General features: G+C 67.4%; 16 protein-coding genes. 8 read left to right on the top strand and 8 right to left on the bottom strand.

Annotated features, from left to right (window positions below; translation table 11 throughout):
• Positions 1-102: 102 nt before the first annotated feature.
• Both C8J47_RS11185 and C8J47_RS11180 read right to left on the bottom strand, forming a co-directional pair.
• A complete protein-coding gene (locus C8J47_RS11185) occupies positions 103-1,641 on the bottom strand; it encodes an ABC transporter permease/substrate-binding protein (protein ID WP_121885704.1) in 1,539 nt (512 codons plus the stop codon).
• Entirely contained in the window at positions 1,638-2,399 is a 762-nt protein-coding gene (locus C8J47_RS11180) for an ABC transporter ATP-binding protein (protein ID WP_121885876.1), read from the bottom strand. The genes C8J47_RS11185 and C8J47_RS11180 overlap by 4 nt, the downstream gene beginning before the upstream one ends.
• A gap of 67 nt (positions 2,400-2,466) precedes the next feature.
• On the opposite strand from C8J47_RS11180, the gene C8J47_RS11175 reads away from it, so the two are divergent.
• The gene (locus C8J47_RS11175) at positions 2,467-3,258 is read left to right on the top strand and encodes an SDR family oxidoreductase (RefSeq protein ID WP_121885875.1); all 792 of its coding nucleotides are present in this window, start codon (positions 2,467-2,469) and stop codon (positions 3,256-3,258) included.
• A gap of 100 nt (positions 3,259-3,358) precedes the next feature.
• Here C8J47_RS11175 and C8J47_RS11170 read toward each other — a convergent pair whose 3' ends face one another.
• Positions 3,359-3,655 (bottom strand): 4a-hydroxytetrahydrobiopterin dehydratase, encoded by a 297-nt coding sequence (locus C8J47_RS11170; RefSeq protein ID WP_056054351.1) that lies wholly within the window; start codon positions 3,653-3,655, stop codon positions 3,359-3,361.
• Positions 3,656-3,703: 48 nt separating this feature from the next.
• Here C8J47_RS11170 and C8J47_RS11165 point away from each other — a divergent pair, with 48 nt between their 5' ends.
• Genes C8J47_RS11165 through C8J47_RS11155 form a run of 3 tightly spaced genes read left to right on the top strand, consistent with a single transcriptional unit; the run spans position 3,704 to position 5,359 of the window.
• Complete coding sequence (locus C8J47_RS11165; protein WP_404969272.1) at positions 3,704-4,129, top strand: metallopeptidase family protein; 426 nt, start codon at positions 3,704-3,706, stop codon at positions 4,127-4,129.
• A gap of 19 nt (positions 4,130-4,148) precedes the next feature.
• Positions 4,149-4,721 (top strand): heme ABC exporter ATP-binding protein CcmA, encoded by a 573-nt coding sequence (gene ccmA / locus C8J47_RS11160; RefSeq protein ID WP_121885702.1) that lies wholly within the window; start codon positions 4,149-4,151, stop codon positions 4,719-4,721.
• The gene (locus tag C8J47_RS11155) at positions 4,718-5,359 is read left to right on the top strand and encodes a heme exporter protein CcmB (protein ID WP_121885701.1); all 642 of its coding nucleotides are present in this window, start codon (positions 4,718-4,720) and stop codon (positions 5,357-5,359) included. The genes ccmA and C8J47_RS11155 overlap by 4 nt, the downstream gene beginning before the upstream one ends.
• A gap of 16 nt (positions 5,360-5,375) precedes the next feature.
• Here the strand turns inward: C8J47_RS11155 and C8J47_RS19530 are convergent, their stop codons facing one another.
• Together C8J47_RS19530 and C8J47_RS11150 are read right to left on the bottom strand one after the other, a co-directional pair.
• Positions 5,376-5,501, bottom strand: coding sequence for a hypothetical protein (locus tag C8J47_RS19530; RefSeq protein ID WP_259466878.1), 126 nt, complete (start codon positions 5,499-5,501; stop codon positions 5,376-5,378).
• An 80-nt stretch (positions 5,502-5,581) separates the two neighbouring features.
• Entirely contained in the window at positions 5,582-6,019 is a 438-nt protein-coding gene (locus tag C8J47_RS11150; protein ID WP_404969271.1) for a DUF1810 domain-containing protein, read from the bottom strand.
• Positions 6,020-6,095: 76 nt separating this feature from the next.
• Here C8J47_RS11150 and C8J47_RS11145 point away from each other — a divergent pair, with 76 nt between their 5' ends.
• Positions 6,096-6,644, top strand: coding sequence for a hypothetical protein (locus C8J47_RS11145; RefSeq protein ID WP_259466879.1), 549 nt, complete (start codon positions 6,096-6,098; stop codon positions 6,642-6,644).
• 4 nt (positions 6,645-6,648) lie between these two features.
• Positions 6,649-7,278 carry a YbhB/YbcL family Raf kinase inhibitor-like protein gene (locus tag C8J47_RS11140; RefSeq protein WP_121885700.1) on the top strand — a complete coding sequence of 210 codons (630 nt, stop codon included), beginning with the start codon at positions 6,649-6,651 and terminating at the stop codon, positions 7,276-7,278.
• Positions 7,279-7,619: 341 nt separating this feature from the next.
• Here the strand turns inward: C8J47_RS11140 and C8J47_RS11135 are convergent, their stop codons facing one another.
• Both C8J47_RS11135 and C8J47_RS11130 read right to left on the bottom strand, forming a co-directional pair.
• Positions 7,620-8,675, bottom strand: coding sequence for a diguanylate cyclase (locus C8J47_RS11135; protein WP_121885699.1), 1,056 nt, complete (start codon positions 8,673-8,675; stop codon positions 7,620-7,622).
• A 68-nt stretch (positions 8,676-8,743) separates the two neighbouring features.
• On the bottom strand, positions 8,744-9,277 hold the full coding sequence (locus C8J47_RS11130) for a peroxiredoxin (protein WP_121885698.1): 534 nt from the start codon (positions 9,275-9,277) through the stop codon (positions 8,744-8,746).
• Positions 9,278-9,367: 90 nt separating this feature from the next.
• Between C8J47_RS11130 and C8J47_RS11125 the strand changes: the two genes are divergently transcribed.
• Complete coding sequence (locus tag C8J47_RS11125; RefSeq protein ID WP_121885697.1) at positions 9,368-10,201, top strand: inositol monophosphatase family protein; 834 nt, start codon at positions 9,368-9,370, stop codon at positions 10,199-10,201.
• Between the two features lie 549 nt (positions 10,202-10,750).
• Here the strand turns inward: C8J47_RS11125 and C8J47_RS11120 are convergent.
• A complete protein-coding gene (locus C8J47_RS11120; RefSeq protein ID WP_183129075.1) occupies positions 10,751-12,886 on the bottom strand; it encodes an AsmA family protein in 2,136 nt (711 codons plus the stop codon).
• Between the two features lie 168 nt (positions 12,887-13,054).
• Here C8J47_RS11120 and rpmI point away from each other — a divergent pair, with 168 nt between their 5' ends.
• Complete coding sequence (gene rpmI / locus C8J47_RS11115; protein WP_031395289.1) at positions 13,055-13,258, top strand: 50S ribosomal protein L35; 204 nt, start codon at positions 13,055-13,057, stop codon at positions 13,256-13,258.
• Positions 13,259-13,276: the final 18 nt, after the last annotated feature.

Genomic DNA, 13,276 nt, shown 5'->3' with positions numbered 1-13,276 from the left:
GGGAGGGAGAGGGGAGTGAGGCTCACGACGCGAGTCCCAATCGCCCCTCACCCTCCCGTCGCAAACGCTCCTCCTTCCCTCTCCCCGGAGGGGCGAGGGAGATCAGAGTCCGACCTTCGCCGCCAGCCACCGCGCCGCGGCCTCGGGCGTCTGCTTGTCCGCATCGCGGTCGACCTGATAATTCGCCGTCCGCATCGCTTCGACCGGAATCCGCCCGACCAGCGGCGTCAGCGCGGCGAGGAACTTCGCATCCCCAGCCCGCTTCGGCGCCACCATCAGGATCGCGTCGTAGCCGGGAATAGCGTGCCGCGGATCGCTCAGCACGGTCAGCCGATCCGCCGCGATCCGCCCATCGGACGAGAACGCCGAAATCACGTCGACATTCCCGCTTTCGAGTGCGCGGTACATGAAGGTCGGGCTGTACGGCGTCGTCTTGGCAAACCGCAGCGGATAGGCGCGCTTCACCGCCGCCCATTCGGGCCGCTCGAGAAATTCCAGGTCGCTGCCCAGTGTCATCGTCGGCGCCGCCCTGACCAGATCGTCGAGGCTGGCGACGCCCTTCGCCTTGGCCGCATCCGACTTCATTGCGAACGCATAGGCATTCTCGAACCCGAGCGAGCCGACCAGGCCGACCCCATGCTCGCGCTTGGCCCAGGCCCCGATCGCCGCGACCATCGGCGCGCGTTCCGGCACGTCGTGCCGCTTCATCTCGTTCGCCCAGATCGTCCCGGCGTAATCGACATACACATCGATATCGCCGGTCGAGAGCGCCCCGAACACCACCGCCGAGCCCAGCCCGTCGCGATACTCGACGGTGTATCCCGCATGCTTGAGCCGATCGCCGATCAGCCGCGCGAGGATATATTGCTCGGAGAAGTTCTTCGCCCCGACCACCACCGTCCGGTCGCCGCCGCTCCTCGGCCATAGTGGCAAGGTCGCCACCGCAGTCCCGACGACCAGCACCACCGCCCCCGCGATCCAAAGCCAGCGCCGTCGCGTCCGGATGCCGTATTCGATCCCGCCGATCAGCGCATCGACCGCCAGCGCCAGCGCCGCCGCCGACACGCAGCCGGCCAGCACCAGCGCCCAGTTCTGCGTCTGCAACCCCGCGAAGATCATGTCGCCCAGACTAGGCTGACCCACGGTGGTCGACAGCGTCGCGGCGCCGATCGTCCACACCGCCGCAGTGCGGATGCCCGCGATCAGCACCGGCGCAACAAGCGGCGCCTCGACCAGCCGCAGTTTCTGCGCGGGCGTCATGCCGACCGCATCCGCCGCCTGGATCACCGCCGGATCGAGCCCGTGCAGCCCCGCCACCGCGTTACGCAGGATCGGCAGCAACGCATACAGCGTCAGCGCGATCAGCGACGGCAGGAAGCCGAGCGCGGGAATGCCGCCGCCGACCAGCGCGGACAGGCTCAGCAACAGCGGGTAGAACAGCGCGAGCAGGGCGAGGCTCGGGATCGTCTGGACGAGGCTCGCAAACCCGAGCGACACGCGCGCGACAGTGGCATTGCGCGCCGACCAGATCCCCAACGGCAGGCTGATCGCGATCCCCAGAAGCAGCGCCGACGCCGACAGCAGGACATGCGCGGCGAGCAGTGGCGGCACGCGGCCGAGTGCTTCGAGAAACGCGCTCATGCTACCAACGCCTGCAAGCGTTCGGCCTGCGCGCGCGGCACCTGCACCAGCGCCTGCGCGTCGTCGCCACCCTTGCCCGACACCAGCTCGCGCGGTGTCGCGTCGGCGACGATCCGCCCGGACTTCATCACCAATACGCGGTCCGCGAGCAACAGCGCCTCCGCCATGTCGTGAGTCACCAGGATCGTCGTCAGCCCGAGCCGGTCGTGCAGTTCGCGGATCCGCGTCCCCAAAGCGTCACGCGTCACCGGATCGAGCGCACCGAACGCCTCGTCGAGCAACAGCAGTTTGGCCCCCGGCGCGAGCGCGCGCGCGATCCCGACGCGCTGGCGCTGCCCGCCCGACAGCGCGTCGGGCATCCGCCCGGCGATATCGCGCGGCAGGTCGACGAGGTCGAGCAGCTCGCCGACCTTGGCCTCGTCGCGCCGTCCCGCGATCCGCAGCCCGATCGCGATATTCTCGGCGATCGTCATGTGCGGGAACAGGCCGATATTCTGGAACACATAGCCGATCCGCCGACGCAGCTCCGGCGCAGGCTCGCCCGCAACGTCGGCACTGTCGATCGTCACGCGGCCTTCGCTTGGCTCGACCAGCCGGTTGATCGTCTTGAGCAACGTCGATTTGCCCGATCCCGACGTCCCGACCAGCGCGACGAAGGCGCGGGGAGTGATCTCGAGCGAGACATGATCGACGGCGACCGTCGACCCGTACCGCTTGGTGACGTGTTCGAAAGCGAGCGCTGGCAAATTGTCTGGCATCTGCGCGCAGGATGCGGGAAACATACCGTAAAATCAAATGACCAAAAACAATAAGGGGAGCGATGTCATGACGCAGCAGAGCATTTTCATCACCGGCGGCGGATCGGGGATCGGTCGTGCGACCGCGATGCTGTTCGCGCGGAAGGGCTGGCGGGTCGGGCTCGCCGACGTCAACGTCGCGGGGCTTGCCGAGACCGCGGCATCGCTGCCCGACGGCATGGTGAGCACCTACCGCATGGACGTGCGCGACCGCGATGCGTGGACCGCCTCGCTCGTCGCGTTCGTCGCGACCACCGGCGGCCGGCTCGACGTGCTGTTCAACAATGCCGGGGTGGGCTCGGGCGGACCGCTGGCGGAGACCGATTTCGCCGAGATCGACCGGGTGATCGCGATCAACCTGGTCGGCGCGTTGAACGGCGCGCGGATCGGCTATGCGTATCTCAAGCGGACGCCGGGCTCGTGCCTGCTCAACACCGCGTCGGCGTCGGCGATCTACGGCTCGTCGGGGCTCGCGCCGTATTCCGCGACCAAGTTCGGCATCCGCGCGATCACCGAGGCGCTCGACGGCGAATGGGCGGCGGACGGCATCAAGGTTCGGTCGATCGTGCCGAGCTTCATCGACACGCCGTTGCTCGATTCTGCCGCGGGGAACAGCAATCACTCGATCCGCGAGACGGTTACGGGCGCCGGGCTCGAACTGACCGGTGTCGACCAGGTCGCCGAAGCCGCGTGGGAGGCGGTCCACGGCGACAAGGTCCACACCTATGTCGGCAAGACCGCGCACCGCATGGCGTTCGCGGCACGGTGGATGCCGGGCGCACTCCGCAAGCGGATGCGCCGCAGCATGACACGAGGCTGACGGTCCCCCCTCCCTTCCAGGGAGGGGCGCAGAAGAAGCTCGATCGTCGCACCGCCCCGGAACCGCCCCGGGTTTGTGCGCTAAGGGGCAATGTAGAAAATCAGGCGTCGCCGACGATCGCGTCGATCGCCTCGGCCATCTCGATATCCCGCGGGCTCAAGCCCCCCGCGTCATGCGTGGTCAGCAGGATTTCGACCCGGTTCCACACGTTCTTCCATTCCGGATGATGGTTCGCGCGCTCGGCGATCAGCGCGACCTGCGTCATGAACCCGAACGCCTCCACGAAATCGGCGAACACGATCGTCCGCGTGATCGCATCGCGCGCATCGTCGTAATCCCACTCGTCCAGCCCATCGAGCGCTTCCGCGCGTTCGGTTTCGTTCAGCGCTTCGACCATCCGCGTATCCCTTGCCGCTATCGTTGCCCTCCGCGTATGGCTGCTCGCATGAGCGGGCAAGCGACATTCTCCGGCCAGGCACCAGATGCCGACGGGATCGAGGCGATCGGCCGCGCGACGATCGCCAGGCTGCCCGCGCAGTTCGCCGTGCATCTCGGCGATATCGTCTTCGTGGTGGAGGAGTTCGCCGACGACGAGACGCTGGCCGCGCTCGGGCTCGAGCATCCGCTCGAGCTGTCCGGGCTCTATCACGGCCGCCCGCTCGGCGAGAAATCGTCGATGGACTCAGGCACCATGCCCGACCGCATCGTTTTGTACCGCCGCGCGATCCTCGAGGAATGGATCGAGACCGGCGTCCGCCTCGACGATCTCGTCGCGCATGTTACGATCCACGAGATCGGCCATCATTTCGGTCTCAGCGACGACGACATGCACGCGCTGGAAGATTCCGTGCCCGACGATCGCGGTTCATGAGCGCGACCGGGCGGGCGGCATGACGCTCGTCTTCGACGCGGTGGCGTGCGTGCGCGGCGGGCGACCGCTGTTCGCCGACGTATCGTTCGCGCTCGCGCCGGGCGATGCGGCGGTCGTCACCGGGCCCAACGGGATCGGCAAGTCTAGCTTGATCCGCATCGCCGCCGGCCTGCTCGCGCCGTCCGAGGGACGCATGTCGTGCGACGCGGGGATCGCGCTGCTGACCGAGGCGAACGCGCTCGACGTCGACCAGACATTGAGCGCGGCGCTGCGGTTCTGGGCGATTCTCGACCGGGCGCCCGATCCCGCCGGCCGCGTCGCGCGTGCGATCGCCGCGCTCGACCTGACCGCGCTGTCGGACATTCCGGTACGCCTCCTGTCGACGGGCCAGCGCCGTCGTGCCGGGCTGGCACGCGTCGCGGCGAGCGGCGCGCCGGTGTGGTTGCTCGACGAACCCGCCAACGGGCTCGATGCCGAGTCGATCGCACGGCTGCGGGCGTTGCTCGCCGAGCACCGCGCGCAAGGCGGCATCGCGCTGATCGCCACGCACGTCGCGCTCGACCTGCCGCATGCCACCGAGGTGGCATTGTGATCGCGCTGATCCGCCGCGATCTGCGCCGCAGCGTGGCGAGCGGCGGCGCCGTCCTGGTGGTCGCATTCTTCCTGCTGGTGGCGATCCTGTTCCCGCTCGCGATCGGCCCGGACGGTGCGCTGCTCGCGCGGATCGGTGGCGGCGTGATATGGACCGCGGCGCTGCTGGCGGCGTTGCTGCCGGTCGAGCGGCTGATCGCGCCCGATCTCGACGCGGGCATGTTCGATCAGCTCGCGGTACGCGGGCTGTCGATGGCGGCGGTTGCGACCGCCAAGACGATCGCGCACTGGCTGAGCTTCGGTCCGCCGCTGATGCTCGCGGCGGTGATCGCCACGGGTCTGTTCGACCTGTCGCTCGATACGCTGATCCGCGTCGAGCTCGGGTTGCTGATCGGGACGCCCGGCCTCGCCGCCCTCGCCGTCGCGACGAGCGCGCTGGTCGCAGGGGTGCGCGGCGGCGGCGCGGTGGTCGGGTTGGCGATGCTGCCGCTTGCCGTCCCGCTGTTGATCTTCGGGGCCGGCGCGCTCGATCCCGCGGGTGGGGCCGGCGCGATGAAACTGCTCGCCGCGGTCAGCCTCGTGCTGGTCGCAGGCGCGCCGTTCATCGCTGCCGCCGCCATTCGTGCCGCGCTGGACTAGTGCCGCACGCCGCAGGTTAGTTGAGCGTGGTCATTTCCACGGCCTTGCCCTTGCTGGTCGGGTTCGACGCATTGGCTTTCGGCGCCTTTTCCGCCTTGGGCTTGCGGACTTCCTTGTTCGACTTCTTCTGGCTCTTCGCCATGACGACACCTCAGGGAGCGGAACGCCCCGCCGCCATGGTACACGGTTACTGCGTCATGCGCCCGTCTTATCGCGCCCGTCTTATCGCGCCTGGTCCTGGTCGAGCAACGCGATCGTCGCGGGATCCTCGGCCCCGCCGAAGAACCGGTCGAGCGCGGCGCGAAACGGCGTCGGATCGTCGGCGACGCGCGCGAACAGCGTCATCGACGAGCGCAGCTTCACGGCATCGATGCCGCCGAGGATCGTCTGGGCCGAACCGTGCGCGAGCGTCACCGTTTCGGTCGCTTCGATCAGGCGAGGCCCGAGCACGGGATGCGCAAGATAGCCGCGTGCCTCGGCCGCCGAGGCGATCGCATAGGTCCGCGCCATTGCGCTGTGGCCGAGCCCGGCGATCTGGGGAAAGACGAACCACATCCAGTGGCTGCGTTTCGCACCCGCGCGCAGTTCGGCGAGCGCCTGCGGGTAGACGCCGGCTTGCGCCACGACGAACCGTTCGAGATCCTGTACCATGTGGAGCATGGTGGTCGTCGGAGGCTCCGACCGCAACCGGTTTGCCCGCAAGCGCGTTGGATGCGTAACGAATGAGGACAATGCCATGACGATGCCCATCAAGACGGTGATCGCGGTCGCACTTTTCGCGACGCCGCTCCTGCTGGGGGCGTGCGGCAAGAACGACGATGCGGCGAACGCGCCCGCGCCGAGTGGCTTCACACCACCCGAGACGCGCGCACCGACGCCGATCCCGGGGCAGGCGCAGACCACGCCGATCACCGCCTATGTCGGCAAATATCCGCACGACGCGGTCGACGGCGTCGGGTTCTTCGACCGTACCGAGGTCGCGACCGGGCTGGTCGAAGCCGTCGGCGATGCCAAGCTGCGCGAGACGATCCGCGGCCGGACGGGTCCCGAGACGCCGATCTTCACGATCAAGCGCGCCGGCACCACCGGCGACGGGACACGGATCGCCGCCTGGGGATGCGAGGAGCATAACTGCAGCGATCGCAACTGGACGGTGCTGGTCGACCCCAAGGGCGGCAAGACCCAGGTCTGCTATCACGACGCCGACAAGATGGGCGCGAAAAGCGAATGGTACGCAGGCGGCGCCCCCGAGCGGCGCGACGACACCTGTCCTTCGGAGGGCTGAACCGATGCTCGAACATATCCCTGCATGGCTGGGTCAGGCGATGAGCGGTCTGCGCGCCGGCGAGGAGAAGCTGGCCGTCTCGCAGGTCTGCGGCGATCCCGGCGACACGCCGACGTCGATCGACCTTTCCAGCCCGGCGTTCGCGCATGAAGGCCGCCTGCCGCCGCGCTTCACGCTCGACGGCGAGGGCGTGTCGCCGCCGCTCGTCTGGAGCGACCCGCCGGCCGGAACGGCAACGATGGTGCTGATCGTCGAGGATCCCGACGCGCCGGCACCACAACCCTTGGTCCACGCTATCGTAAGGGGTCTCGATGCGGATGCTGGCCGTCTCGCGGAAGGCGCGATCGTCGCCGATGGCGCGGGCGACCCAGCGGGACGCGATGTGGGCCGCAATTCCTATCTCCGCGAAGGCTGGTTGCCGCCCGATCCGCCGAGCGGGCACGGTGAGCATCGCTATGTCTTCCAGCTGTTCGCGGTCGGCGCAGGCGCGGGCGATCCCGGTGCGACTCCAGGACGGTCTGCGGTGATCGAGGCCATCACCGGCCATGTACTGGCGGCGGGGGTGTTGATCGGGACTTATTCGCGCGATCAGGCGGCGCCGGTCGGGCCGATCGGGGAGGGTGCGGTGGAGTGAACGACGTCTCGTTCTGCGCACGCGTCTCGCGGTCGAGGAATAGACGTAATCGCGATCAGGCGATCGGGATGATCGGTGCAGCGGTGGTGATCGCGACGGCGGCGAAGAACAGGGCGCCGACGAACGAGATGGCGATACGCTGAGCGGTTTCGAAACGGAGCGACATGGGGATTTCCTTCGGTTTTTCGGGGAGCCGGACTATCCGGCCTCCGATACCGAAAGCTTTGCACGCAGCGTGCCAGTTTCTTAAGTCATTGCGCTGGCTAGGGTTTCTATCCAGCGGTCCGCGGCATTGGGAAATCGCACCAGATCGCGTGCGCAAAACACGCCATTTTACGGGATCAGGCGGCGCAGATCCGATCGCGGCCTTGTTCCTTGGCCGTGTAGAGCAGGCGGTCGGCCCGCGAGAACGCAATTCCCGACGTTTCTTCGATATGGATCGCGGTGATGCCCGCCGAAAAGGTGATGCTCCCGAGCGGGGCGTCGGTCTCACGGTTGCGGTATCGCTTCGCCGCCACCGTCGCGCGAACACGATCGAGCAACTTGGCCGCATCCGACAGGGTTTTGCCCTTGATCAGCAGCGCGAACTCCTCGCCGCCGTGGCGGACCACCAGATGCGGTGCGCATTCGCTCGACAACGCCTGTCCGATCGCGATGAGAACGCGGTCGCCGACGCCGTGCCCGTGGAGGTCGTTGACACCCTTGAACCGGTCGATGTCGCACACCGCCAGGCAATAGGGGCCCGCATCGAGGTCGCGCTCGGCGAACGCCTCCTCGAACGCGCGACGGTTGGGCAGGCCGGTCAGCATATCGCGCCGGGCGATGTCGTGCGCCTCGACCAGCTTGGTGCGCAGGATATCGGCTTCGGCGGTGGCGGCGGCGAGTCGTACTTCGCTGTCGTGGATCCGACCGATCATCATGGTGGTGATCTGCGTGATCTCGTCGATCTCGGCGATCTGCTTGATCGCAGCGGCGCTCTTGGCGAGATCGCGGCCGAAGCCCCGCGTTTCGTCCTGCATCGTCCGCATGATCTGCGTGAAGTCTTCGACGTGGTGCTGCGTTTCGACGACCAGCGAAATCGCGCTGTCGACGCCGGTTTCCGCGGCGACTTCCGACGCCTGGCCGGAGGCGGGACGGTGCGCCGCCGGGTCGCCGGCGACGACCTGGCCGCCGAGTCGCTCGATATCGTTGCGGCTCAGGCGAACGCCGCCATCGGTCAGCCGCGCGACCGCGATCGCCAGCGGCTGGTCGGGGGCCGACAGAACGGCATGCGCGAAGTGGTAATGCGCGGGATCGGGGCTCAGGCGATGCTCGTCAAGGAACCTGCCGATACGCTCGTACAGCGAGTTTCTTGGGTCTGCCCCCGATACCGGCTTGGCCGCTTGCGCGTCCCCCATGACTTCCTCCGCATCCCCACCAAAGGCATAGACCCGAAAGCGTTAGCATATTGTCACCAGAACGGCAGCTATTTGCCGGTCAGCTTTTCCACTGCCGCCAACGTCGTCGCGACGTGCTCGGCGGGGTTCATGTCGTCATGCACGAACGCAACCCGACCGTCCTTGGCGATGACGTAGCTGGTGCGCTTGGTCACCGTGCGACCCATCACCGGCTTGCCGAGTGCGACGTCATAGCCCTTGACCACGTTAGGCCCTGCGCTCGCGACCGCGAACTTGCCGGCGCACTTCTCGGCCGAGAACTTGCTGAGCGTCTCGACGTTGTCGGCCGACATGCCGATCACCGTCGCGCCGGCTTTGGTGAACGCGGGGATCGCCTCGGCGAACGCATGCGCCTCGGCGTTGCAGCCGCCGGTATAGGCGGCGGGGAAGAAGTACAGCACGACCGGGCCCTTCTTCAGCTGCTCGGCGAGATGCACCGTGAACACCTTGCCCGCGATCGCCCCGCGAGTCGTGAAGTCGGGCGCCTTGGCACCCGGCGCGAGCGCGGCGAACGCCGGCGTTGCGACGAGCAGGGCGGCGGCGAGAGTCGAGACGAGGCGCATGGACGATACTCCGATTGGATTGCAACGACCTACGCGCACGCGGATGATCCGTCCATTGCTCGCGACGGCTGCGGCCGATAGGCAGGGGCCATGCCAGTCACCCAAGCCGATATCGATCTCGCGCACCGCCTCGCGGATGCTGCGGGCAACGTCATCCGACCGTATTTCCGCCACGAGCACGGCGTCGAGATCAAGGACGACCAATCCCCCGTCACGCGCGCCGACCGCGAGGCCGAATCGGCGATGCGCCGGCTGCTCGACGCCGAACGTTCGGGCGACGGCATCGTCGGCGAGGAGTATGGCGAGAAGCCGGGCGTCACCAATCGCAAATGGGTGCTCGACCCGATCGACGGCACGCGCAGCTTCACCGTCGGCCGCGCGATCTTCGGGACGTTGATCGCGCTGGTCGAGGATGGCTGGCCGGTGCTCGGGATCATCGACCAGCCGGTCCAGCGCGAACGCTGGGTTGGTGTCGCAGGGCGTCCGACCACTTTGAACGGCGTACCCGTTCGCACGCGTACCTGCCGCGAACTGGCGGGCTCTACGATCGCCACTACTAGCCCGCATCTCTTTGACGAGGTCGACGTGCCGCACTATCTCGCGCTGGTTGCGGCGATCTCGGGCGGCAACCCGCGGCAGGGGCCCGTCTATGGCGGCGACTGCTACAATTACGGCCTGCTCGCGAGTGGGCATCTCGATGTCGTGTGCGAGTCGGGGCTCAAGATCTACGACTTCGCCGCGCTGGTGCCGGTGGTCGAAGGGGCCGGCGGCATGATGTGCGACTGGAACGGCGACCCCCTGACCGCGGCGAGCGAAGGCCATGTTCTCGCGATCGGCGACCCGGCGCGGATGGACGACGTGCTGGAAGCGATGCACCGGGTGCGCGATGACGGGCACGACCACACCGGTCACGACCACGGATAAGGATTCCCCTCCCGCCTGCGGGAGGGGCTAGGGGAGGGCCCACCGGCACCGATCACCCCGCCCCGCCCCCACCCCTCTCGCTAACGGGACGGGAACAGCAGGGCGGCATCGCAAGCACAACGCCCCCACATCACCACCCCCCATCCGTCATCCCGGCGCACGCCGGGACCCACGGACACGGCACGTTAGCCGTCTGAGCTAACCCAACCATGGGGCCCGGCGTCCGCCGGGGTGACGGGGTTGGTGTGGTGAGGAGTAAGTGCTTAGCGACGGCAGCGTAGTGGCCAAGCCGCTATTCAAACCGCACGCCGCGATCCAGCCCTAACAGCGCCTGTACTTCACACCTCCGTGCGACACCGGCCACGGGCAACGACCAACCCGCACGTCCACCATCAAGCCCGCTTACACCCCATCTGTCATCCCGGCGAACGCCGGGATCCATGGACGCGGAACGCTAGCCACATACGCGCCAAACCATCGGCAACGGTGACCGGCTGACGCCAGGATGAGCAAGCTAGGGAGGCGACCGTACAGTTCGCCCCCACCCCCTCAGAAAATCCCCAGAAACTTCTTCCGCTGCCCCTTCTTCTCCGCCGCAGACGTCTTTCCGTCCTCGGCCTTCGCCGTCGTCCCATGCCCCACGTCATCGCGCGGCTGGCCCTTCGTCGTCCGCTGCGCCGCCGCCGTCGCCCCGGCCAGCACGGGACCGCACGCCGTCGACTTCGCATCGCCGACATCGACGAACGCCAGGATCCCCGCGACCGGCGTCGCGACCAGTGCCAGCCCAAGCCCACTCCCGACCCGCGCGAGCAGATCCTTCGAGATCACGTTCATTTTCGGCGCGGCGAACATGCCGCCTACCCCGATCGGGGACTGCCCCGCGAACAGGCTGAACTTCTTCGAGTCCGCACGAAACGCCAGATCGACCGCCTCGTTGCGGAAGCTGAACCCGCCCCGCCCGACGATCACGTTCTTGCGCGTGTCGATCAGGATCGGGTCCGCCGCCGCCACGCCGCCGCGCACGGTGAAGCCGATCAGCCCGCAATTCATCTGCACCGGCTCGTTCAGCTGACCCTGGAACATCCGCTGCGCGAACGTGCCGATGTCGAGCTCGGCGAGCTGCACGTTGCGGACCGACAGCGCGCCCGACGGCAGCACGAACGCGATCCGGCCGCGTGACGAGGCAAGCGAGTCATGGATCGAATCGCCGCGTCCCTCGAGCTTGATCCGACCCTTGACCGTGCCGGTCGTTCCCGCCTCGGTCAGGCCATACCCCTTGAGCAGACGCCCCAACGGCGTCGGCGCGAGGCGGATATCGTACGAGACCGCGCTCGGCCGCACCCGCGTATCGAAGATGACGTCCGAGGCCACGTTGCCGCGCGCCATCGAGAAGGTCAGCGGCGACAGCGCCAGCCGACCGCGCTCCAGATCGAGCGTAAGGTCGACGTTAGAGATCGGCAGGTTGCGCGACTTCACCGTGCCGATCGTCCATTTCAGGTCGGCATCGAAGATCTGCATCGTCGCGACGGGCAGGTTTCCATCGGGCAACAGGCGTTGCGGTGCGGCGCCCGTCGCGGCTGCCGCCGCGACAGCCCCCTTCGATTCGACGATGTCGGGATTGAAGCCGATGAACGGGGCCGCATCGATGATGTCGAGGCTCTTGGTCGTGAGGACCGAATCGAGATGGATACGCGCGCCGTTGACGATCGTCAGCTTGCCCCCGAGATCGGTTCGGCCTGCAAAACCGCGCAGATGCGTGAAGGCGTATTCGTCGCCCTGCTTGATCAGCTGCGCGCGCAGTTTGTAGGTCCGCGTGTTCGGGATCGCGACGTCGATTACGCCCAGCAGCGTCGACAGGTTTGCGCCGCGTGCGGTGACGGCGAGCGGCACGTTCTCGACATCGGCGATGCTCGGCAGCGTGCCCGCGACGTCGATGATGTTGCCCGCCGCCCGCGCCCGCGCGACCAGCTTGTTCTGTCCGCGGTTGGCGGTCGCATCCGGCGACAGCAGTTGCGCGGTCACGGTGAACGGCGTCTCGCGCAACCGCCCCTTGCCGGTCAGCCCGACCGCGCGGCCGATCGTCGCGTCGACCGAGCGGATGTCGGCGACCTTGAGGTCCGCCAGCACACGCATCCGCGGATCGAGATAGCGCACCGTCGTGCCCGTCACCGTGGCCACGTCGATCCGCGGGAATTCGAGCGGCTTGCCACCCTTCTTGTTCGAGAACGTCCAGGTGTTGGCCGAATGCGCCGCGTTCCACTCCAGATCGACCGCGCCGTTGACGAGATCGAGCCAGTACAGCCGCCGCTTGCCGAACAGCAGCGACAGCGGCGCGATCCGCGTGTCGAGCTTGTCCGCCTGGAACAGGTTCGGCCTGCTCGCCCAATCGGGGTTCGAGAGCGTGAAGTTCTCCGCGTACAGCTTGATGCGGAACGGCGCGAAATAGAGCTGGAAGTCGCCGCGCACGGTCAGCGTCCGGTGCGTGAGCGAGCCGACGACACGCTCGAACGGATGCTTCAGGAAGCGCCCCTTGGTGATGTACAGCACCAGCCAGATCGCGACGATGACCGCGACGATCCCGAGCAGGATGTTGCGCAGTATCCGCCGCTTGCGACGTTTTTGCGCGGCTGCTGCTCCCGGGGCCGCGGAAGGGGTCTCGATCGGCTGCGTCGGGCTGTCGTCCATGATTCGCCTATCGCACGACAGCCGCGTCAGTTCCACAACGGTTGATATGCCGAATTAATGCGTCTATGCGGCCCGCTTCCTCGAAGGGAACGCGTTCGACGAATCGCCCGGCCAGTGTGGGCTGCCGCGGCGATTTCAGCGTCCTCCTTCGTAACCGAAAGGATAAAAATGCCCAAGCTGAAGACCAAGAGCGGCGTCAAGAAACGCTTCAAGCTCACCGCCACTGGCCTGCTCAAGCACGGCGTCGCCGGCAAGCGTCACCGTCTGGCGCATCACAACGGCAAGTACATCCGTCAGAACCGCGGCACCAAGCTGCTGTCGAAGGCCGATACCGCAGCAGTGAAGGCCTGGGCGCCTTACGGCCTGCGTTGAGCTGAGAAGGAATTAGAC

This window comes from Sphingomonas sp. PP-F2F-G114-C0414 (assembly GCF_003688595.1).
In the GTDB taxonomy this organism is placed as follows: domain Bacteria; phylum Pseudomonadota; class Alphaproteobacteria; order Sphingomonadales; family Sphingomonadaceae; genus Sphingomonas.
This window is presented reverse-complemented; position numbering and strand designations above follow the sequence as displayed.

Excerpts from the sequence above, each read along its gene's own strand:
- C8J47_RS11125 (WP_121885697.1), top strand. The coding sequence starts at position 9,368 with ATGCCAGTCACCCAAGCCGATATCGATCTCGCGCACCGCCTCGCGGAT.
- C8J47_RS11185 (WP_121885704.1), bottom strand. The coding sequence starts at position 1,641 with ATGAGCGCGTTTCTCGAAGCACTCGGCCGCGTGCCGCCACTGCTCGCC.
- rpmI (WP_031395289.1), top strand. The coding sequence starts at position 13,055 with ATGCCCAAGCTGAAGACCAAGAGCGGCGTCAAGAAACGCTTCAAGCTC.
- C8J47_RS11150 (WP_404969271.1), bottom strand. The coding sequence starts at position 6,019 with ATGCTCCACATGGTACAGGATCTCGAACGGTTCGTCGTGGCGCAAGCC.
- C8J47_RS11120 (WP_183129075.1), bottom strand. The coding sequence starts at position 12,886 with ATGGACGACAGCCCGACGCAGCCGATCGAGACCCCTTCCGCGGCCCCG.
- C8J47_RS19530 (WP_259466878.1), bottom strand. The coding sequence starts at position 5,501 with ATGGCGAAGAGCCAGAAGAAGTCGAACAAGGAAGTCCGCAAGCCCAAG.
- C8J47_RS11130 (WP_121885698.1), bottom strand. The coding sequence starts at position 9,277 with ATGCGCCTCGTCTCGACTCTCGCCGCCGCCCTGCTCGTCGCAACGCCG.
- C8J47_RS11180 (WP_121885876.1), bottom strand. The coding sequence starts at position 2,399 with ATGCCAGACAATTTGCCAGCGCTCGCTTTCGAACACGTCACCAAGCGG.
- ccmA (WP_121885702.1), top strand. The coding sequence starts at position 4,149 with ATGACGCTCGTCTTCGACGCGGTGGCGTGCGTGCGCGGCGGGCGACCG.
- C8J47_RS11145 (WP_259466879.1), top strand. The coding sequence starts at position 6,096 with ATGACGATGCCCATCAAGACGGTGATCGCGGTCGCACTTTTCGCGACG.
- C8J47_RS11165 (WP_404969272.1), top strand. The coding sequence starts at position 3,704 with ATGAGCGGGCAAGCGACATTCTCCGGCCAGGCACCAGATGCCGACGGG.
- C8J47_RS11170 (WP_056054351.1), bottom strand. The coding sequence starts at position 3,655 with ATGGTCGAAGCGCTGAACGAAACCGAACGCGCGGAAGCGCTCGATGGG.
- C8J47_RS11135 (WP_121885699.1), bottom strand. The coding sequence starts at position 8,675 with ATGGGGGACGCGCAAGCGGCCAAGCCGGTATCGGGGGCAGACCCAAGA.
- C8J47_RS11140 (WP_121885700.1), top strand. The coding sequence starts at position 6,649 with ATGCTCGAACATATCCCTGCATGGCTGGGTCAGGCGATGAGCGGTCTG.
- C8J47_RS11175 (WP_121885875.1), top strand. The coding sequence starts at position 2,467 with ATGACGCAGCAGAGCATTTTCATCACCGGCGGCGGATCGGGGATCGGT.